General features: G+C 43.7%; 23 protein-coding genes. 13 read left to right on the forward strand and 10 right to left on the reverse strand.

The genetic code is table 11. The annotated features are described in order from the left end of the window. Positions 1–67: 67 nt before the first annotated feature. The 6 genes from ppc (at position 68) to MARME_RS05705 (ending at position 6,202) form a co-directional block, all read left to right on the forward strand. A complete protein-coding gene (gene ppc, locus MARME_RS05680) occupies positions 68–2,698 on the forward strand; it encodes a phosphoenolpyruvate carboxylase (RefSeq protein WP_013660304.1) in 2,631 nt (876 codons plus the stop codon). 234 nt (positions 2,699–2,932) lie between these two features. Next, positions 2,933–3,589 carry an adenylate kinase gene (gene adk / locus MARME_RS05685; RefSeq protein WP_013660305.1) on the forward strand — a complete coding sequence of 219 codons (657 nt, stop codon included), beginning with the start codon at positions 2,933–2,935 and terminating at the stop codon, positions 3,587–3,589. Between the two features lie 9 nt (positions 3,590–3,598). Continuing rightward, positions 3,599–4,306: a tRNA (adenosine(37)-N6)-threonylcarbamoyltransferase complex dimerization subunit type 1 TsaB gene (gene tsaB / locus MARME_RS05690; protein ID WP_013660306.1), complete on the forward strand. Its 708-nt coding sequence runs from the start codon at positions 3,599–3,601 to the stop codon at positions 4,304–4,306. 3 nt (positions 4,307–4,309) lie between these two features. Further along, positions 4,310–5,116, forward strand: a complete 807-nt coding sequence (locus MARME_RS05695; RefSeq protein ID WP_013660307.1) for an undecaprenyl-diphosphate phosphatase — start codon at positions 4,310–4,312, stop codon at positions 5,114–5,116. A gap of 8 nt (positions 5,117–5,124) precedes the next feature. Then, positions 5,125–5,424, forward strand: coding sequence for a hypothetical protein (locus MARME_RS05700; protein ID WP_013660308.1), 300 nt, complete (start codon positions 5,125–5,127; stop codon positions 5,422–5,424). Next, positions 5,411–6,202: a class I SAM-dependent methyltransferase gene (locus tag MARME_RS05705; protein ID WP_148231004.1), complete on the forward strand. Its 792-nt coding sequence runs from the start codon at positions 5,411–5,413 to the stop codon at positions 6,200–6,202. Before MARME_RS05700 ends, MARME_RS05705 begins: the two co-directional genes overlap by 14 nt. 204 nt (positions 6,203–6,406) lie before the next feature. On the opposite strand, the gene MARME_RS05710 is transcribed toward MARME_RS05705, so the two are convergent. Beyond that, positions 6,407–6,625: a SlyX family protein gene (locus MARME_RS05710; protein ID WP_013660310.1), complete on the reverse strand. Its 219-nt coding sequence runs from the start codon at positions 6,623–6,625 to the stop codon at positions 6,407–6,409. Between the two features lie 269 nt (positions 6,626–6,894). Here MARME_RS05710 and MARME_RS22785 point away from each other — a divergent pair, with 269 nt between their 5' ends. The 3 genes from MARME_RS22785 (at position 6,895) to MARME_RS05725 (ending at position 8,392) form a co-directional block, all read left to right on the forward strand. Then, entirely contained in the window at positions 6,895–7,359 is a 465-nt protein-coding gene (locus tag MARME_RS22785; protein WP_013660311.1) for a cold-shock protein, read from the forward strand. A 24-nt stretch (positions 7,360–7,383) separates the two neighbouring features. Beyond that, positions 7,384–7,881, forward strand: coding sequence for a thiol peroxidase (tpx, locus tag MARME_RS05720; RefSeq protein ID WP_013660312.1), 498 nt, complete (start codon positions 7,384–7,386; stop codon positions 7,879–7,881). 85 nt (positions 7,882–7,966) lie between these two features. Further along, positions 7,967–8,392 carry a DUF3010 family protein gene (locus tag MARME_RS05725; RefSeq protein ID WP_013660313.1) on the forward strand — a complete coding sequence of 142 codons (426 nt, stop codon included), beginning with the start codon at positions 7,967–7,969 and terminating at the stop codon, positions 8,390–8,392. Positions 8,393–8,573: 181 nt separating this feature from the next. Here the strand turns inward: MARME_RS05725 and panD are convergent, their stop codons facing one another. The 4 genes from panD to dapE form a co-directional block, all read right to left on the reverse strand. Beyond that, complete coding sequence (gene panD / locus MARME_RS05730) at positions 8,574–8,954, reverse strand: aspartate 1-decarboxylase (RefSeq protein WP_013660314.1); 381 nt, start codon at positions 8,952–8,954, stop codon at positions 8,574–8,576. Positions 8,955–9,020: 66 nt separating this feature from the next. Continuing rightward, complete coding sequence (locus MARME_RS05735; protein WP_013660315.1) at positions 9,021–9,395, reverse strand: hypothetical protein; 375 nt, start codon at positions 9,393–9,395, stop codon at positions 9,021–9,023. Between the two features lie 2 nt (positions 9,396–9,397). After that, complete coding sequence (locus MARME_RS05740) at positions 9,398–9,604, reverse strand: hypothetical protein (protein WP_223295015.1); 207 nt, start codon at positions 9,602–9,604, stop codon at positions 9,398–9,400. Positions 9,605–9,692: 88 nt separating this feature from the next. Next, entirely contained in the window at positions 9,693–10,859 is a 1,167-nt protein-coding gene (gene dapE / locus MARME_RS05745; protein WP_013660317.1) for a succinyl-diaminopimelate desuccinylase, read from the reverse strand. 72 nt (positions 10,860–10,931) lie between these two features. On the opposite strand from dapE, the gene MARME_RS05750 reads away from it, so the two are divergent. Continuing rightward, the gene (locus tag MARME_RS05750; protein WP_013660318.1) at positions 10,932–11,156 is read left to right on the forward strand and encodes a hypothetical protein; all 225 of its coding nucleotides are present in this window, start codon (positions 10,932–10,934) and stop codon (positions 11,154–11,156) included. A gap of 17 nt (positions 11,157–11,173) precedes the next feature. Here the strand turns inward: MARME_RS05750 and MARME_RS05755 are convergent, their stop codons facing one another. From MARME_RS05755 to map, 5 genes are all read right to left on the reverse strand, one after another. Further along, positions 11,174–11,566: an ArsC family reductase gene (locus MARME_RS05755; RefSeq protein ID WP_013660319.1), complete on the reverse strand. Its 393-nt coding sequence runs from the start codon at positions 11,564–11,566 to the stop codon at positions 11,174–11,176. A 66-nt stretch (positions 11,567–11,632) separates the two neighbouring features. Beyond that, complete coding sequence (gene dapD / locus MARME_RS05760; RefSeq protein WP_013660320.1) at positions 11,633–12,670, reverse strand: 2,3,4,5-tetrahydropyridine-2,6-dicarboxylate N-succinyltransferase; 1,038 nt, start codon at positions 12,668–12,670, stop codon at positions 11,633–11,635. Then, a complete protein-coding gene (gene dapC, locus MARME_RS05765; RefSeq protein WP_013660321.1) occupies positions 12,670–13,887 on the reverse strand; it encodes a succinyldiaminopimelate transaminase in 1,218 nt (405 codons plus the stop codon). The genes dapD and dapC overlap by 1 nt, the downstream gene beginning before the upstream one ends. Then, positions 13,887–16,586 (reverse strand): [protein-PII] uridylyltransferase, encoded by a 2,700-nt coding sequence (glnD, locus tag MARME_RS05770; RefSeq protein WP_013660322.1) that lies wholly within the window; start codon positions 16,584–16,586, stop codon positions 13,887–13,889. Before glnD ends, dapC begins: the two co-directional genes overlap by 1 nt. A 107-nt stretch (positions 16,587–16,693) precedes the next feature. Further along, positions 16,694–17,551, reverse strand: a complete 858-nt coding sequence (gene map / locus MARME_RS05775) for a type I methionyl aminopeptidase (RefSeq protein WP_013660323.1) — start codon at positions 17,549–17,551, stop codon at positions 16,694–16,696. A gap of 352 nt (positions 17,552–17,903) precedes the next feature. Between map and rpsB the strand changes: the two genes are divergently transcribed. The 3 genes from rpsB to pyrH all read left to right on the forward strand — a co-directional run bounded on the left by rpsB (position 17,904) and on the right by pyrH (position 20,438). Next, positions 17,904–18,638 (forward strand): 30S ribosomal protein S2, encoded by a 735-nt coding sequence (rpsB, locus tag MARME_RS05780; RefSeq protein WP_013660324.1) that lies wholly within the window; start codon positions 17,904–17,906, stop codon positions 18,636–18,638. 91 nt (positions 18,639–18,729) lie between these two features. Then, on the forward strand, positions 18,730–19,590 hold the full coding sequence (gene tsf / locus MARME_RS05785; protein ID WP_013660325.1) for a translation elongation factor Ts: 861 nt from the start codon (positions 18,730–18,732) through the stop codon (positions 19,588–19,590). Between the two features lie 125 nt (positions 19,591–19,715). Then, positions 19,716–20,438, forward strand: coding sequence for a UMP kinase (pyrH, locus tag MARME_RS05790; RefSeq protein ID WP_013660326.1), 723 nt, complete (start codon positions 19,716–19,718; stop codon positions 20,436–20,438). The last annotated feature ends 1 nt before the right edge of the window (position 20,439 follow it).

Raw genomic sequence — 20,439 nt, forward strand, 5'->3', positions numbered from 1 at the left:
GCGTTTAATCGGGGTTGTGCGTACGCCGACTTTAAAGAGAATTAAGCGATAGCAAAAGGAGATATGTGTGAGTGATCGTCAGGCTTCTTTGAGAGAAAATGTAAGACTACTAGGGGATTGCCTTGGGGAAACCATGAGTAATCATTTGGGAGACGATTTTCTTCAGACCGTCGAAACCATAAGGCAGCTTTCCAAAGATGGACGGCAGTTGGGCGACTCACAAGCTCTTATTAAAGCATTGGAAGAGTTGAACGACGAAGATATCGTTCCTGTCGCTCGAGCGTTTAACCAATTTTTAAATCTCTCTAATATTGCTGAACAGTATCATCGTGTTCACCGTCGCAAAACGAACGAAAGTCTTGGTGTGTATAAAAACCCTTTGGGGGATTTGTTGACGCGCTTGGAGGAAAAGCAGTTTAGCCCAGAGCAAATGTTAGAGACGTTAAAAAAACAAAACATTGAACTTGTTTTAACGGCTCATCCAACCGAAATTGTACGTCGTTCTCTAATCCGAAAATACGATAATATTTCCAGTGAGCTTGAATCGTTAGACAAAGATAACATTCTCCCGTTGGAAGAAAGTAAGCATATTCGCCGACTGAAAGAAATTATTACGCAGGCTTGGCATACGGACGAAATACGGGCAGAACGCCCATCGCCTGTTGATGAAGCAAAATGGGGATACGCAGTCATCGAGCAATCCTTGTGGCAAGCTGTTCCTAGATTTTTTCGTCAGCTAGATGAACAGTTTTCCCGTTATACCGATAGTGACCATCTTCCGTTGGACCTTTCTCCGATACGATTCGCGAGTTGGATGGGAGGAGACCGAGACGGTAATCCGAATGTGACGCATACCGTCACTGAAGAAGTCACTTTGTTAGCTCGTTGGATGGCGGCAGATCTATATATCAAAGATCTGAATCTACTTAGATCTGAATTTTCCATGACCCAATGCAATGATGCTCTTCGTGATCGAGTAGGCGATAGCGTTCAGCCCTACAGAGAGGTTTTAAGAAACCTAGAGCAGAAAATGACGCGTACCAAAGAATGGGCTCAGGCTCGTTTAGATGGTGAGGAAGCGAGTTCTGTCGGCATCATTTTAGACAGTGAAGACTTGTTGAACGACTTGACGCTTTGTTATCAGTCTTTGCTTGATAGCGGCATGAAGGTGATTGCTAATGGTTCGCTACTTGACTTGATTCGATGTGCAGCGACATTCGGTGTGACATTATTGAAACTCGATGTTAGACAAGATGCGTCTCGACACATTGATGCAATTTCAGCGATTACGCGTTTTTATGGGTTAGGGGACTATGCAGAATGGGACGAAGCGTCTCGTCAGGCATTTCTTCTTGCCGAGCTGAATTCAAGGCGTCCTCTTATTCCAATGGAGTGGGAGCCTAATGCCGAAGTGCAAGAGGTACTTGATTCTTTTGCAATGATTGCTCGCGGACATCAAAACTCATTTGGTTCCTATGTTATTTCTATGGCCAGTGCGCCATCTGATGTTCTTGCCGTCGCATTGCTATTAAAAGAATCTAAAGTGTCTTTCCCCATGCGAATCGTACCGCTGTTTGAAACATTGGCAGATCTCGATAATGCGGAGCCGATCATCGAGCAACTGCTTTCTATTCCTTGGTACAAAGCCTATATAGATGGAAAGCAAGAGGTCATGATCGGTTATTCAGATTCAGCGAAAGACGCTGGGCAAATTGCGGCGACTTGGGGGCAGTATCGTGCACAGGAAGCGTTAACAAGGTTGTGCGAAAAACACGGCGTACATTTGACGTTGTTCCATGGCCGAGGCGGTACAGTGGGCCGTGGAGGCGGTCCAGCGCATGTTGCAATTCTATCTCAGCCACCTGGGTCAGTGAACGGTGCGATTCGAGTTACCGAACAAGGCGAAATGATTCGGTTTAAGTTCGGAATTCCTGATATTGCAGTGCGGTCGCTTGAACTGTATTGCTCAGCGGTAATGGAAGCGACCTTGATGCCCGCCGAAGCGCCTAAACAAGAATGGCGAGCAATCATGGATGAGATAGCGGAAGTCGGTATGAACCAATATCGCTCAATTGTTCGAGGACATGAAGAGTTTGTTCCTTATTTTAGGGCTATTACGCCAGAACAAGAGCTAGCGAAGTTACCACTTGGTTCGCGTCCGGCTAGGCGTCGTTCTGATGGCGGCGTTGAAAGCTTGCGCGCCATTCCTTGGATCTTTGCGTGGATGCAAATTCGTTTAATGTTACCTGCCTGGCTAGGCGCGGAAAGTGCGCTGCAGCAAGCTATCGACTCAGGTCATTTAGATAAATTGCGAGAAATGCATGAAAATTGGCCTTTCTTTGGGGCTTATCTAGACATGCTTGATATGGTATTGGCGAAATCTGAGCCAGAAATCGCAGAGTATTATGAAAAACGCCTTGTGACTCCTGAATTGCAAGGACTGGGGCAGTTATTACGTAATAAATTGTCTCAAGTTTCCGCTTTAGTGAAACAGCTTAAGCAACAAGATCGCTTAATTGAAGACAATAAAACAATTAGGCAGTCAATCGACGTGCGTAACCCTTATATTGACCCTTTGCATTATTTACAAGCAGAACTTCTATACCGTAGTCGAAAAGACGATCAAAACAGTGCTGTGGATAAAGCTCTGATGATTACGATGGCGGGAATAGCAAGTGGTATGCAAAATACGGGCTAGAGAGGGTAATTTGCGAAAATGTCTAATATTTAGACTAAAAGGTCAAAATATTAACGCTAAATTTGCATATTCTTAGTGAGCTTGGGTATGCTTGGCGACCATTTAAATTTTTCATGCTAGTGGATCGACTTAGCTCATAAATTGGGCGTGGCCCTGTTGTCTATAGAAAGACAATATTTACCTTGAGTGATCCGTTGGTTGTGCCAATTTTTTACAGACTTTTGGAGGTATATTATGCGAGTAATTCTGTTAGGTGCGCCTGGCGCAGGTAAAGGTACTCAAGCTCAATTCATCACGGAAGAATTTGGCATCCCTCAAATTTCGACTGGTGACATGTTGCGTGCTGCTGTAAAAGCCGGTACCGAGTTGGGTATTAAAGCCAAAGCAGTTATGGATGCCGGTCAATTGGTTTCTGACGATATTATTATTGGTTTGGTAAAAGAACGTTTGACTCAGGATGATTGTAAGAATGGTGCGTTGTTTGATGGATTCCCTCGTACTATCCCTCAAGCTGATGCGCTTAAAGAAGCTGGCGTAAAAATTGATTTTGTTGTAGAAATCGATGTTGCAGACGAAGAAATTGTTCAACGTATGAGCGGTCGTCGTGTTCATGAGTCATCTGGTCGTACCTATCATGTTGTCTACAACCCACCTAAAACGGAAGGGAAGGATGACATTACAGGTGAAGCGCTTATCCAGCGTGCAGACGATACTGAGGAAACGGTTCGTAAGCGTTTGGGCGTTTATCATGACCAAACTGCACCACTAATTGGTTACTATCAGACATGGCAAAAAGACGCGCCAGAATCTGCTCCTAAATTCGTTAATGTAAACGGCGTTGGCGATCTAAACGAAATCAAAGAGAGCTTACTAAGCGCGTTAAAAGCTTAAGATACCGTTATGCCATCTATTCTTGCTTTAGATACGTCAACGCCTGCCTGTTCGGTAGCGTTGGCCATCAACGGTGCAGTACTCGAAGATTTTCGTATTGCGCCCCGTCAACATAATGATTTAATTCTCCCTATGCTTGAGCAAATTCTTGCTCAAGCGGGTATTTCGTTGTCTCAGCTCGATGCTATCAGCTTTGGCCGCGGTCCAGGATCCTTTACTGGTTTGAGGATCAGTGCGGGCGTGGTTCAAGGGTTGGCGTATGGTCAAGATCTTCCTGTTATTCCTGTCTCGACTCTAAAAGCGCTTGCTTACGAAGGTTATCAAGAAACTCACGATAGCCTTTGGTTGCCAGCGTTAGATGCTCGAATGGGAGAGGTTTATATTGGCGGTTATCAATTTTCAGAATCTGAATCTGGTTTAGCTATTTCTGAATTTCTATCTGAACGTGTTTGCAAACCGGATGCGATTGGAGGTTTTGGCGAAGACTTTGCTGCGATAGGTTCCGGATGGCTACATCGAGAGATTATAGAGAGTGGCTTAAAGCGCAGTGCATCTTTGCTTTTGGACGATAGAGCACCACGTGCTGCCTGTATTGCAAGACTCGCAGAGATCGATTTTAATAACGGCAACGTAGTCGATGCGTATCACGCTATACCTACTTATCTTCGTGACGAAGTGACGTGGGAAAAACAACCGCCAAGAATAGGGAAACGATAACCGATGTTGTGGTACCACATCGTAATACTGGCGTTAATTCAGGGGTTAACGGAGTTTTTACCGATATCAAGTTCCGCCCACTTGATTTTACCTTCACAGTTACTAGGTTGGCCTGATCAAGGGCTGGCATTTGATGTGGCGGTTCATGTTGGGACCTTGGTTGCTGTGGTTTCTTATTTTTGGAAAGATCTTTGGAAAATTGCTCAGGGCTGGCTGTCTGGGATTGTACATCGTAGAGTGGATCAAACGAGTAAGCTTGGTTGGTGCATAATCTTAGGAACAATACCTGCGGGTCTTTGTGGTGTGTTGTTTGAGAACTTCATAGAAACGCATTTTAGGACAATCGAAGTGATCGCCTATACCACGATAGGCTTTGGTGTACTGTTATGGGTCTCAGATAAATTTGCACCAACACAAAAAGGCGAAGCTCAGTTAGGTTACCTGTCCGGTTTTCTGATTGGCTGTGCGCAAGCAATCGCGCTAATTCCCGGCACGTCACGTTCAGGGGTCACAATGACCGCTGCGAGAGCAATGGGCTTTGACCGTCAAACGGCTGCGCGTTTTTCTTTTTTATTGTCTGTCCCTCTGATTACAGCAGCGGGCGGATTAAAGCTTATTGAGCTGATTGGAAGCAATATAGCGGTTGATTGGAATGCACTTGTCTGGGGTGTACTCATCTCTGCGATTAGTGCTTATCTATGCATTTATTTCTTTTTGAAATGGCTTAACAGTATGGGCTTTTTACCTTTTTTGTTTTACAGATTGGTATTAGGCGCTATATTACTGGTAATTGTATATAGCGGCTCGTAAGGACGGTTATGCAGGTAAGTGGACAATTTCCGGTATCGTTTAAGGCTGGCGCCACCCCTTCAAGGTCGACGCTTCCCAGTACGTCTAATGGAGATGGATCTTCTTCTCAGAAGCTTCCTGTCAATGTCAGCAGTGTTGTAGACTTCGAAAATGCATTTAAAGCTCAGTTTGAATCGCGTAGTGGCTTTTCGAAAGTTGAGTCTCCTGATAAGTTTGCGCGAGAGGCATTACAGGCTTACGAATCTACTGCTGCTTTAGCGGCAGACAATCCTCGAAATATGTTAATTGGAGTGGATGTTTTTGCCTAGTTCGCTTTGTGTCGGTTATGAAAGTAATTTAGCTCAAGTGGCGGCGCACGAAATTTCAAGTATTACTCAGTTACCTCTTGTCCGTTTAAAAACCTCGTTTAAGTTTTTTACAGAATATGCATATGTTCTTATGGTGCACGAAACGCACATTGAATTAGCGCAAACGGGCAAAGGTGCAGCGAAGCCTGTAGTCATTGAGTTTGCGTCGGGAGCGAATGATCATCGACGAAAATTCGGTGGTGGCAAAGGGCAGGATATTGCTAAGGCTGTTGGAGTAAGCAAGCGTAAAGGGCTTAGTGTTCTAGATGCAACCGCTGGACTCGCACGAGACGCATTTGTGCTTGCATCACTGGGTTGCCGAGTGGATATGTGTGAAAGAGTCCCTTTTGTGCGAGAGATGCTTAAAGACGGCCTAAAGCGAGCGTCTCTAAGCCTAGAGGTAAGTGATATTACATCCAATATGGTGCTTTTAGAAGGGCAGTTGTTTGATCACTCTTCTGCTTATGATGTTGTTTATCTTGATCCCATGTTCCCTCATATGGAAAAGAGCGCCGCAGCAAAAAAAGAGATGGCGTTTTTTCGCGACCTAGTGGGTCAAGATGATGATGCTGATCTACTTTTGGATCATGCCTATCAATTATGCCGCTTTCGAACGGTTGTTAAACGACCGAAAGGGGCGCCTTATCTTAATGGTGTGGAGCCTACCTATAAGCTTGAGGGAAAAGCTGGGCGATTTGATATCTACGTTAAGTCGTCTTTAGATTCTGCGCCGAACTAAAATAACGGCCACACTCTAGGGAAGGTACGAAAGACCCGAAGGGCGAGCTGCACTTCGGGTTAAATTCGCGCTCTATTTAATTCTTTGTTAACTTTCTTGCCAATATGCTCAATATTGGACGGCGACATTTGGCCTCGAGACACTTGCTTCGAATAAAGAAGCGGTATCCACTCGCTGAAGTCAGTGGACTTGTTCACACCTTCCCTAGTAATGAGGTGGCCTTTCATTGGCTACGTTGATGTTTGATTGTTGTTCTTTTTGAGAGTCGACGCGTTTTGCTAACCATTGGACCTGTTCTTTCAGGAGTAAGATGTCTTTTTGATGGCTTGCGATCTCGTTATTCAGGCTTTCTATCGTGTCTTCTTGATATTGAAGCTTAAATTCCAGCTCATATACATGTTGTTCGAGTTCTGAGGTATTCATAGTATTCTTCAGTATGTTAATCTTACTAGGCTAAGTCGTTAATTTTCGCAGATATATTCTTAACTATCACTAATTTCTGATAGTTAAGACATTATATTTGGCGTGAAAATTGCTGAATTTCGATTTGCACCTTTGCTATTTTAGGGCGTCTAGTTTGTATTGGCTTTCTATTATTGAGAATGGTGTTCAAATTTAGTTGCTAATCATGAAATTCAGTAGCATTAATTTATGTCGTTTACGTAACATTGACTAAACAAGAGATGATAGTTATGAGTTCACAACAGGATACAAAAAACAAAACGAATGGATCTCTCTCTTTTTTCTCATTGAGATCACTTATTACCAGCATCGTTATCGCGCTTATAACGCCAGTATTGATTGCGAGTGTGCTGGGAGAAAAAATTGAAACAAATTACTTGGTGTATTTTGGATTTATTCTAGTAGCCGTTTATTTAGGTACTATGATTAGTCAGGGCAGTTCGTCTAGTGCATCGTCTGATGAGTTTGAAGAAGACGAGAATGACGATCGTGAGTTAGGAACTGTGAAATGGTTTAACTCATCTAAAGGATTTGGTTTCTTAACACTAGATGATGGTGATGATGTATTCGTTCATTATCGTGCGATTCGTGGCCGTGGACGTCGCTTCTTGGTAGAAGGACAAAAGGTTCGCTTTTATGTCACCGAAGGCGAAAAAGGTAAACAAGCTGAAAATGTTTCTATTATTCGAAACTAAGCACAATTAAATCGAGAGGATATTATGGCTGTTGTTACTTTAAAGGGTAATGAGTTTGAAACCGTTGGTGAGTTGCCTACCGTTGGCACGCAGGCTCCTCAGTTTGAGCTGGTGAAAACAGACTTATCAACAGCAACTTTGACAGATTATGCTGGCAAAAAAGTTGTTTTAAATATTTTTCCTTCAGTTGATACTCCAACTTGCGCAACGTCTGTACGTAAGTTTAATGAAACAGCTGCTTCATTAGAGAATACTATTGTAGTATGTGTTTCTGCAGATCTACCGTTTGCTGCAGCACGTTTTTGTGGTGCTGAAGGTCTAGACAGTGTTGAAACTGGTTCTACTTTCCGTTCAACATTTGGCGAAGATTACGGCCTTGTATTCACAACAGGACCGCTTGCGGGTTTACTGTCTCGTGCTGTTGTTGTGCTTGATGAATCAGGTAATGTCTTATTTACTGAACAAGTTGCAGAAACGGCTGATGAGCCTAATTATGAAGCTGCGCTAGAAGCACTAAAGTAGCTTTTAACCATCTCATATAGCGTTAATAAAAGCGGGCTTTTGCCCGCTTTTATTTGCTTAACTTATACTGATTAGAAGCAATAATATGATTACATGTGGCGCTGAAATAAAAGGGAGTGAACTGATCTTGTGTTTGCTTTCGAAACAAGATGGTCTTTTTCAAATCGCAGAGTGTCGTCAAGTTCGTCACCCTCTTCACAACCCAAATGAAAGCGAAAGTATTAGAAAATTCCAACGTCTTATTGCAAAGCTTTTTGAAGATTACAAAGTGACGCGTTTGGTAATCAAAGAGCGACCTACCAAAGGTAAGTTTGCTGGCGGCGCTGTCGGGTTTAAGATTGAGGCGTGTTTGCAGTTACTTGAAGGTGTTCAGGTTGAACTTATAAACAACGCTGCCATAAAAGAGGCGCTTCAAAAACACCCTATCCCGATTCCATTTAAAGCGACGGGGTTGAAGGCATTTCAAGAGAGTGCTTTTAATGTTGGCTATGCGGCGTTGGCAGAAGAGTAATAGCCGCTCTTTCTCTTTGCCGAACATTGTTACCTGCTCTTTGAAAGGTTTGGAGTTGTCGGCCGAGGAGGTAAAGAAATACTCTATCTGCTACGGGTATATGCATGATCTCTTTAGAGTGTTCTTGAGACAGCGATCAGCAGCAGATAGATTTTGATTTCAAACACTCGTAGAAAGCAGATTATTTTTTCTGAACGGGAATGGTATTAGTAGAGCGTTCAACGCTATTGTCGCTGTTTAAGTAAACCAATTTAGGTTTAAAGTTACTGGCTTCAGACTCTTCCATCTGTCCATAGGCAGCGATGATAACGCGATCTCCAACTTGAACTTTCCGTGCAGCCGCACCGTTCATAGAGATAGTGTTGGAGCCTGCTTCTGCAAGTATGACGTAGGTTGAAAAGCGCTCACCATTATCGACGTTATAGATGTCTATTCGTTCAAACTCTCTCAAGCCTGCTAGTTCTACAAGATCTTTATCGATAGCACAGGAGCCGTCGTACCAAAGTTCTGCTTGGGTTACTTTGGCCATGTGAAGCTTGCCTTTCAATAAGGTAATTTGCATTTTTTTAACTCGTTAATTTTTATAGTGGTTGGATAACTGTGACTTTTAGTCAGTTTGTGAATGTGTTTATCTCCAGATATATAGCCCTTCACCATTGGCGTTAATGCGCCACCATTGGTCAGGGTCTTCTTCACCTGCTTCTTGCCAGCCTTGAAAATTACATCGAACTTCGGATTGAAGTACTTCAAAGGCGCTTTTAGCGCATTCCATGTCATTTTTCCAAGGTGTATTTGGGGAATCGAACCAGATTGAAGTAAAGCGTTTTCCTGCGGCTTTTTCTAAGATGGTCACAGGAATTATATGATTATTATGGAGAAGTTTGAGAGTGAGTGAAGTATCTGACTCTGAGGTAGTGGATTGAACTTTAAAAGACTGGGAAAGCCATTCAACGATGGTTTCAGTAGGGCACGACAAAACGTAAATTTCGATATCTGCCTGCATAACTAATCCTTGCGATTTAGCATGTGATAAATTCTCAAAATACTCATGGATAAGTAGCCAATCAGAGACCAGATAACGCCAGCTGCTGCGACAATGACGCCTAAAAGTGCAGCCAGCTCCTGAACCATTGAATCAGTCAATGCTCTTTCTGATACGAGAATCATAAGGGTGCCAAACAAGAACAGCAAGCCGCCTTGTATTAGCTTCATTAAGGCTCGCTTAGGGTCTTTTCCCAGCTTAATAGCGAGCTCGTGTAGTACAGAACGTTTTTTCATTCTAGGTGTGGTTACGTAGTGATTAACCGAATAAGTTTTCTAAAACACCTTCATAAATGCTTGTAAGTTGATTAAGGCTGTTGGCTTCAATATGTTCATTTATTTGGTGTATCGTTGCGTTAATTGGTCCTAGTTCGACAACCTGTGTGCCCATTTTAGCAATAAAGCGGCCATCTGATGTCCCGCCCGATGTGGACAGTGTCGGGGTAATATCGACGGTCTTTTCTATGGCTTTTGTTATGGCGTCGACGAGTTCTCCAGGGCGTGTTAGAAACGGGAGGCCGTTGTAGGTCCAGTCAACTTCATAGTTCAATTCATGTTTATCGAGAATGGAGATCACTTTTTCTTTTAGTGAGTCAAAATCCAGCTCTGACGAAAAACGGAAATTGAATTGCGCGTTTAGTGTCCCTGGAACAACGTTTGTTGCGCCTGTGCCCGCGTTGATATTGGATACCTGGAAGCTTGTGGGAGGGAAGAAATCATTCCCTTGATCCCAGACGGTCTCTGACAGTTCGGTAATCGCGGGTGATGCTAGATGAATGGGGTTCTTTGCTAGGTGAGGGTAGGCGACATGGCCTTGCTTTCCGAAGACGGTCAGGTCGCCACTAAAAGACCCTCGACGACCATTTTTAATAATGTCACCAAGTGTGTTTGTACTCGATGGTTCACCAACAATACACCAATCAACTTTTTCATTTCGTGCCATAAGCGTATCGACTACACGGGTTGTGCCGTCTACAAATGGGCCTTCCTCATCGCTGGTAATAAGAAATGAAATTTGCCCTTTATGATTCGGGTTGTTGTCAATGAAGCGTTCTACGGCAATGATCATTGATGCTAGGCTACCTTTCATGTCGGCTGCGCCGCGTCCGTAAAGTATCCCGTCAATGATTTGAGGTTCGAAAGGAGGTACTTTCCATTCGGCTTCTGGACCTGTGGGGACGACATCTGTATGGCCAGCAAAACACAAGTTTGGCCCGTCATTACCGCGCTTTGCATAAAAATTCTTTACGTCACCAAAGGGCATTTTTTCAACAGTGAATCCGATTTTCTCAAGTCGCTTTATCATGGTTTCTTGGCAACCTGCATCTTCGGGTGTAACCGAAGCTCGAGACATTAGGTCGATAGCAAGTTCGAGAGTTGGTGTGAGCGTATTGTGAGAATCTGTGGTGGGCGACTGTTGAGTCATGCTTTTCCTACTTTTATTTCGCTTTTGCTAATTACGCTATGATAAAGTGTAAGCAGCAAAAAGGGTTATTATATGAGAATTAGTTTAATTGTATTTTTAGGTATCAGTCTAAGTGCTTGCAGCTTTTTTCAAGGAAACTCAGGAAAAGTGCAAAATGCCTACTATGTGCCTGTTATTCAGGGTGATAAGAGTCAATCTTCTGGTTCACAGGGTTCAAATTCTAATCTGACTCCTGTGCAAATATCGGATCAGAAGCAAACTAATCAAGACCCTTATGTGCCTGTTATCTTACCATAGAAAATTAGGTTTTCTTTCTATTCAAAGATGGCTTCGTATTCAGCTTCTTTGAACCCAAGCGTGATGCCGGCGCCGGTTATTAGTAAAGGGCGCTTGATCATAGCGGGTTGTTCTATCAGCGTGGTTAACGCGAGTTGATTGTCCATTTTCTCTTTTATGGCGTCATCGAGCTTGCGCCACGTTGTGCCACGTTTGTTGACAATCGATTCCCAACCAAGTGTATTAATCCAAGCAGTCAGTAGGGCTTCGTCTAAGCCATCTTTTCTATAATCGTGAAAGGTGTATTCTGTTCCTCGATTATCTAACCAGCGCATGGCTTTTTTCATAGTGTCGCAATTTTTGATGCCGTAAATTGTGATCATTGTAGGGTGCTCTGTTTTGTAAATTGAAGGCATAAAGAAGGTACGCATAAGAAAGTTAGTCTCCTTATGCGTACTAAGCCGTATATTTGGGCTTTTGGTGTCTATTTGATGAAATTAGTTGTGCGCATGCAGCGCTTCGTTCAAAGCGATTGCAGTTTTATTGGTTTTGCACTCTATAGCACCGGTTTCTGAGTTGCGGCGGAACAGAAGGTCTGATTGACCTGAAAGCTCGCGCGCTTTCACAGTAGAAACAACCTTGTTGTTTTCATCAAGAACCGCAACTTTTGATCCCGCTGTAATGTATAGGCCTGATTCGATTGTGCATCGATCACCAAGGCCAATACCGATACCTGCGTTGGCGCCAATTAGGCATTCCTTTCCAACACCGATAACAATGTTGCCACCGCCAGACAGTGTTCCCATTGTAGAGCAGCCACCACCTAGGTCTGATCCGTTGCCAACGACAACACCTGCAGAAATTCGGCCTTCAACCATGCTCACGCCAAGTGTGCCGGCATTGAAGTTTACAAAGCCCTCGTGCATGACTGTCGTGCCTTCGCCCAAATGAGCACCAAGACGAATGCGCGACGCATCACCAATACGAACGCCTGAAGGGACGACAAAGTTAGCCATTTTAGGAAACTTATCGACACTGAAAACTTCGATTGTTCGGCCTTCCATACGAGCCGCTAGTTGGCGATCTGCGAGTTCTTTTACGTCGATCGGGCCGTCGCTTGTCCATGCTGTGTTGACAAGCAATCCAAACATTCCGTCAAGTACTGTGTTATGAGGCTGAACGAGTCGGTTTGAAATGAGTTGAAGCTTTAAATGTACTTCAGCTGGGTTCGTTGGTGCTGCATCTTCTGCTAGGACGCAAAGAACAACTGGCTGTTTTGATGCTTTTAATTTTGAAGCAAGTTCTGCTTGTTCAATGTTGCCAGCCTTGAGTAAAGCTAGGTGTAGACGATTTAAGTCTGCCTCTTCTAGAATTAGGGTTGCATTACCGCCTTCGTAATTTGTGCTTTCTAGAATAGCGTCGACAACGGTATTTTCAGGGTTAACGGCAGGTGCGGCATAAAACACTTCTAACCAAGCGTTTTCGTTGTTTTGTGTGCCTACGCCTAGGCCGAAAGCAAAAATAGAGTTGCTCATTAGTTCGATTGCTCCAGTTCGTTTAGAGGAAAATTTCTCTTTATAAAATTGCGAATGCGTTCTGCTGCTTCCGCACATAGTTCTTCTTCAGCTACCAATGCAAGTCTGACATGGTTGCTTCCAGGGTTTTTGTTATTGACGTCTCTGCCTAAGTAGCTGCCAGGTAAAACAAGGACTGCTTCTTCCTGATACAGCTTTACGCAAAACTCCTCATCGTTCATTGGAAGTTGTGGCCATAAATAGAAACCAGCTTCGGGTTTATTAACTTTGATAACCGGTTGCAGTATGTTCAACACAGTGTCGAATTTTCTCTGGTAGATATCTCTGTTCTGTTGGACGTGCTGCTCATCACCCCAAGCGACAATGGAGGCGGCTTGATGGTGATTTGGCATCGCGCAGCCTTGGTATGTTCTATATAGTAGAAATGGTTTGAGTAGAGAGGCATCCCCTGCTACAAAACCAGATCTCAGTCCAGGTAAGTTAGAACGCTTGGAGAGGGATTGAAAAATAAGACAATTTTCGTATCGATCATTTCCAAGCTGGACGCATGCCTCTAATAGCCCTAAAGGCTTATCCTTACCAAAATAAATTTCAGAATAGCATTCGTCGGCAACGATGGTGAAATTGAATTTTTTGGCTTGTGCTAATAGAAAACGATAATCGTCGAGTGGAGTGACGGTGCCTGCAGGGTTGTTAGGGGAGCAAACAAATACGATTTCACAGCGAGACCAAACATCGTCGGGAACGGAGCGATAGTCAACTTGGTAGTTATTGCTTTCATCACAGGCTAGAAATTCCAGATCTGCCCCCGCTAAAATCGCGGCGCCTTCGTATATTTGATAGAAAGGGTTTGGGCTAACAACGATGCTGTTTTCTTTAGCGCCTACAAGCGTTTGAACAATGGCAAAGAGGGCTTCTCGAGTGCCAGTTACTGGGAGTATTTCTGTATCTGGATTTAGCGTAGGTAGGTTAAACCGATTGCAAGCCCATTTTGAAATAGCTTTTCGGAGTCCGAGGTCGCCTTTTGTGCTCGGATATTTTCTAACCGCATTAAGTGAATTTTGTAGTTCATCAAGCACGATTTGTGGAGCATCATGCTGAGGTTCACCAATGGTTAGCTTTATAAGTGGCTTGTCAGAAGCGGGTTCTATGTTCTGTAGAAGCTCTGCAAGCTTTTGAAAAGGGTAGGGGTGTAGGTTGCTAATTAAAGGATTCATTAGTTCTCTTCCGTCGCTTTAGAGAAGCGATCAATACTGTCTTTCAGGCGCGTACAGATCATTTTCATTCGCATGCTGTCTGTAATGAGTTCGCCGTTTTGTTCGGTTATGTAGAATGTATCTTCAATGCGTTCGCCAAGTGTCGCAATCTTCGCTTTATGAAGCATTATGTTGTTTTGCATAAAGAATTGACCTATTACTGCAAGTAACCCCGGTCTGTCAGGAGCTGTTATTTCCAGTGCCGACCAAACTTCTTCAGGCTGACTCACAAAATGTGCTGTGGACGGTGAGTTGAAGATCTTCAGAACTCGAGGGGTGAAGCGTTGTACCATGCTTTCATAGTTAGAAGGTGAGGCAAGCTGCTCAATTAGCGTTTTTCTTATTAGGTCTATACGATCTTTGTCTAAGTAAAGGTTTGTTTCATTCTCGTCGCTATCCATCACCACAAATGTGTCTAGGGTGTACTTGTCGTTAGTGGTACTAATTTTAGCGTCTAAAATTGTTAAACCTAACTGTTCAAAGATAGCAGCCGTTACTGCAAATACGTGGCTTTCAATGGGCGTATAAATGAAAATCTTAGAAGCACCAGAGAAGTTTCTTCCGCCGAGTGGTGTTATTGCGACGAGCGGTTTCGTGCTAGGACGATGTTTGATGATAGCTTCTGTATTCCATGCGATTTCATCACCACTAGAACGAATGAAGTATTCGTCCTCGATGTCGTCCCAAATAGACTCTGCTTCCATCATATCGACATTGCGTTCAATTAGGATTTCTAATGCGCGCTGTTTGTGTTCGTCTGCTTGCATGTCGGCGTCAATTGGCGAATCAAGACCTCGGCGTAGGGCGCGCTTAGTTTCGAGATAAAGCTGGCGCATTAGCGAGGCTCGCCAACTGTTCCACATTGTTGGGTTGGTGGCATTGATGTCCGCAACGGTCAATATGAAAAGGTAATCGAGAGATTCCTGATTTTTGACTAGGCTTGCAAATTCCCATATGACTTCAGGATCTGATATGTCTTTGCGCTGTGCTGTTACGGACATGAGTAAGTGGTGTCTTACTAACCAAACAATTAAATTCGTTTCGTGTTTGGATAGGCCGTGCCGCTCACAGAATAGTCTTGCATCTTCGCAACCTAGTTCAGAATGATCGCCGCCGCGGCCTTTCGCTATATCGTGATAAAGGCCTGCAATATAGAGTAATTCGACTTTTGGAACATGGCGGATAGCTTGAGCAGAAATAGGGAATTGGGATTTCGCGGCTGGTAACCATAGGCGACGCATATTTTCGACGAGCTGTAATGTGTGTGCGTCAACCGTGTATATATGAAAAAGGTCGTGTTGCATTTGGCCTATAATAGCGCCAAATTCGGGTAAATAACGTCCAAGTAAGCCAATGTGTTTCATTGACCTTAGAATGTAAGTCATCCGATAGCGGCTTGAGATAATATCTAAAAATAGGCTGGTATTTACCTTGTTGTTACGAAACTCGTCGTCGACTAGGTCTAGACTGTCGCGGAGTTGACGCATCGTATTGGAGCGAATGCCTTTAATGTCTTCTCGTTCTCCCATCAAGACATAGATTTCCAACATTGCCGAGGGAGTATCTTGGAATAGCGTTGCTGATCTGGCTTCTATTTGTCCATTACTGATTTGGAAATGCGAATTTAGTACTTCGATGTTTGGGTTATCATCTATAAAAAGAAATGACTCTTCGAAATGCTGCAACAAGAGGTCGTTTAGTTGCTGAATAGCGGCAACGCTCTGATAATATCCTTGCATGAAGCGTTCGACATTTCGTTTAAGGTCTTCATCATCAAAACCAAATAGCTTTGCTAGTGTTCGTTGGTGGTCGAACAAGAGTCTGTCTTCTTTACGTCCAACAATCATATGAAGCGCCCAGCGAATTCGCCAAAGGTGGCTTACTGCGCCCTTGATTTGCATGTATTCATCTTCAGACAAAAATTGTTTATCAATCAAAGCGCTGAGGCGGTGAGTATGCAGATGCCGCTTTGCAACCCAATCGATTACTTGCATATCTCGTAGCCCACCAGGACATTCTTTTAGGTTAGGTTCGAGGTTATAGGCCGTGTTTTGATATTTTTCATGTCGGCTCTTTTGCTCTTTCATCTTGGCGCGATAAAAGCTAAGGCCATCCCACATGTGATTGGTGTCGATTTGCAGCTGAAGAGTAGCAAGTAAATCACTAGAGCCAGCTAAGGTGCGAGACTCGATGAGATTCGTGATAACCGTGATGTCTTTTTCTGCGAGCGTTCTCGCTTCTTCAATGGTTCTGACGCTATGCCCTACATCGAGTTTCATATCCCATAAAAAGGTAATGAAGCTTTCTATTTTGTCTTGAGGTAGGTCTTGATCGTCTTTAAGAAGAATGAGTAGATCAATGTCCGATTTCGGGTGGAGTTCACTTCTTCCATATCCGCCGACTGCGGTTAAGGATACTTTTGGTTCAGTATCGAGACCTTTGCCTTGCCATGCCGCGTAAAGTACGTCGTCATACAGTTCAGCAAAACCTTTTACTAGTTTTTCAACTGGATATAGGTCGTTAAAAAGATCATGGTATGCAGTCGTCTTCTCAGTAAGAATGTCCTTAAAACGAGTAACTGAGCAGTTTGGTTTGCTCAGTTCCAGTTTTTCGTCATCTGTAAGAAGTGGAGGTGCATCAGGGAAAGCAGGGAACTCCATCAAACGCCTCTTTATATTAAGCTAATTTAGTCATGTTTTATCTAGATCGAATTCGCAATGCGAGGTAGTTTAGAGCGTAAGGTGCTATAAACTACTTGCACTTAGATTTAATAAAAACGCGTTTCTTCCGGGCGTTTTGTCAATACTTCAACACCGTCTGCCGTGATAAGAAGCGTGTGCTCATACTGAGCTGACAATCTACCATCCTTCGTTTTGGCTATCCAATTATCTGGGCCAGAGTGTTTTACTTGCTTTTTGCCTGCGTTGATCATTGGTTCGATCGTAAACGTCATACCTTCTTCAAGTGTTGCACCTGTGCCTGCCTTGCCATAGTGAGTCACTTGTGGCGAGCCGTGGAAGGTAGTGCCAACGCCATGTCCGCAATATTCTTCGACAACGGAGTAGTGGTGTTTGTGTGCGTGCGCTTGAATGGCTGCGCCGATGTCCCCTAAGCGCGTTCCAGGTTTCACCATATCGATGGCAAGGTAGAGACATTCTTGAGTGACTTTACAAAGGCGCTCTGCGTGCGGCGCGGCGCTACCTGCAAAAAACATGCGGCTAGTATCGCCATAGTAGCCGTCTTTTATTACGGTAATGTCTATGTTAACAATGTCGCCTTTTTTAAGCGGCTTTTCATTTGGAATGCCATGACAAATTACGTCGTTAACTGAAGTGCAGCAGGACTTAGGGAAACCGTGGTAGTCAAGTGGTGCAGGAATTGCGCCTTGTTCGCCAACAATGTAATTGTGGGCAATGATGTCTAGCTGTTCTGTGGTAACACCAGGAACGACAAATTCCTCTAGCATAACAAGTACTTCTGAGGCGAGGCGACCCGCAGTGCGCATGCCTTCAATGTCATTGGTATCCGTGAATTGGGTAGCTGCGGGTTTTGGTGTCCAGCTTGGTGCCTCAATTCGCCCGTTGTCCGTTAGGTCTTTTACTTTTTGAAGGATTTCATTGCTCATAATAAAATTGTCGTAAACTCTTGCTAGTGTTGACTGCAGGATATGGCTACAGATTTAATTACTCAATATTCTACCTCAATTGGCACGTTTTAGCGCTACCCGTAATGGAAAAAGGCGAACTACTGATCTCTTTAGGTGTGTTTGTTGGTTAAGGTCTTTAGTTTTTTTGGGCTTTGTGGTATAAAACGCACGTTTTTTGAGATGTTCTTGAAAAACAATAAAATCATGAAATTTAACGACCTCATCACAATAAGACGAGTTTCTGGGGTGCCTACGGTTGCTTTAAACCTAATCAGGCTGAAACTTTGAGTTGGTGAGTGTAAAACAACCCAAAAAAATAAAGGATATTGTTATGCCTACAGTTTCTATGCGCGACCTTCTACAGGTTGGTTCTCACTTCGGTCACCAAACTCGTTACTGGAACCCAAAAATGAAGCCTTTCATCTTTGGTGCTCGTAACAAGATTCACATCATCAACCTTGAGCATACTGTTCCAGCTCTTAATGAAGCGCTAGCGCTTGTTAAGAAAATGACAGAAAACAAAAACAAGGTTTTGTTTGTTGGTACTAAACGCGCTGCAGCTAAATCTATTAAAGAGCAAGCTGCTCGTTCTTCTATGCCTTACGTAAACCATCGCTGGTTGGGTGGCATGTTGACAAACTACAAAACTATTCGTGCTTCTATCAAGCGTCTACGTGACCTTGAAAATCAGATGAACGATGGTACGTTTGAAAAGCTAACAAAGAAAGAAGCGCTAATGCGTACTCGTGAGCTTGAGAAACTTGAGCTTTCTTTGGGTGGAATCAAAGATATGGGTGGCCTTCCTGATGCTTTGTTCGTTGTTGACGTTGATCACGAACGCATTGCAATCAAAGAAGCGAACAAATTGGGTATCCCAGTTATCGGTATCGTTGATACTAACAGTAACCCAGATGGTATCGACTACGTTATCCCTGCGAACGATGATGCTATCCGTGCAGTTCAATTGTACGTTTCTGCGTTCGCTGATGCGGCTCTAGAAGGCCGTGCAGTAGCAGCTGGTACTGCTGATGAATTCGTTGAAGTAAACGAAGCGACTGAAGCCTAAATTTAAGGACCATTATTGGTCTTTGTTTCGAAAAAGGGGTTGCGCTGAGTGCCCCTTTTTTTAAATTTGAAATCGTACAAGGGGATTAAACATGGCCGCAGTATCTGCAGCAATGGTAAAAGAACTACGTGACCGTACAGGTTTGGGTATGATGGAGTGTAAAAAAGCTCTATCTGCTGCTGGCGGTGATATTGAAGTTGCAATTGAAGAGCTACGTAAAAGTAGTGGTATGAAGGCTGCTAAAAAAGCAGGTCGTACCGCTGCAGAAGGTACCGTTATTCTTAAAGTTGCGGACGACAACTCTTACGGTGTAATTGTAGAAGTTAACTCTGAAACTGACTTTGCTGCACGTGACGAAAATTTCATCGCGTTTGCAAACAAAGTTGTTGATGTTGTTTTTGAAACAAAAGAGACAAACATCGAAACATTGTTAGCTGGTGAAATCGGCGTTGCTCGCGAAGCGCTTGTTCAGAAGATTGGTGAAAACATCTCTCCTCGTCGCGCAGTTGTTGTAGAAGGTGGTTTGGTTTCAGGTTACCGTCACAGCAATGGCCAAATCGCGGTATTGACTCAGCTAGAAGGCGGTAACGCTGAGCTAGCTAAAGACGTTTCAATGCACGTGGCAGCAGTATCACCTCAAGTTGTTAAGGGTGAAGATATGCCAGCGGAAGTTCTTGCTAAAGAAGAAGAAATTATCCGCGCACAGCCTGATATGGAAGGTAAGCCTGCTGAGATCGTTGATAAAATGATCGGTGGTCGTATCAAGAAGTTCTTGGCGGAAAATAGTTTGGTTGAACAACCATTCGTTAAGAATCCAGAACAGAAAGTTGGTCAGCTTGCGAAAGAAGCTGGTGCAACAATTACTTCATTTATCCGCCTTGAAGTAGGTGAAGGTATTGAAGTTGAAGAGACAGATTTCGCAGCAGAAGTAGCGGCTCAACTAAAAGGTTAAGCTTTCTTCGCGAATCAAACAAAAGGGGCAGCTAGACTGCCCCTTTTTGTGAATGCAGGTTTTTTAGAAATCTGTATACTGACAAAAAAATTACTCTGATGTAGGAATCGTTGCTGGAGGTTGTGATGCCCAAAGAAAATAACCCTAATTACAAACGTATTTTGTTAAAATTGAGTGGCGAAGCCCTACAGGGAGATGAAACGTTTGGGATTGACCCCAAAGTTTTGAATCGCATTGCTTTGGAGATTGGCCAGCTTCGTGGTATTGGCGTTGAAGTTGGAATCGTGATTGGCGGCGGTAACCTATTTCGAGGTCAGGCGTTGAGTCAAGCAGGAATGGACCGTGTGACAGGTGATCACATGGGGATGCTTGCGACAGTAATGAACGCATTGGCGATGAGAGATGCGTTAGAGCGAGCAAATATTCGAACTCGCGTTATGTCGGCAATTACTATGACGGGAATTGTTGAGCCTTATGATCGCCGTAGAGCAATGCGCCTAATGAAAGATGGCGATGTGTTGATTTTCTCAGCAGGTACAGGTAATCCGTTTTTTACAACAGACTCTGCTGCGTGTCTACGCGGTATTGAGATTGACGCGGATGTTGTTCTTAAGGCAACAAAAGTGGATGGCGTGTATTCAGCAGACCCCATGAAAGACCCTTCTGCTGTGAAGTATGATACATTAAGCTATGATGAAGTTTTGGAAAAACAGTTAGGTGTTATGGACTTAACAGCTATCTGTTTGACTCGTGACCACCAGATGCCAATAAGAGTGTTTAATATGAATAAACCTGGCGCTCTTACCAATATTATGGTCGGTGGTGACGAAGGCACAGTGATTAAGTGAG

This window comes from Marinomonas mediterranea MMB-1, from assembly GCF_000192865.1.
In the GTDB taxonomy this organism is placed as follows: domain Bacteria; phylum Pseudomonadota; class Gammaproteobacteria; order Pseudomonadales; family Marinomonadaceae; genus Marinomonas; species Marinomonas mediterranea.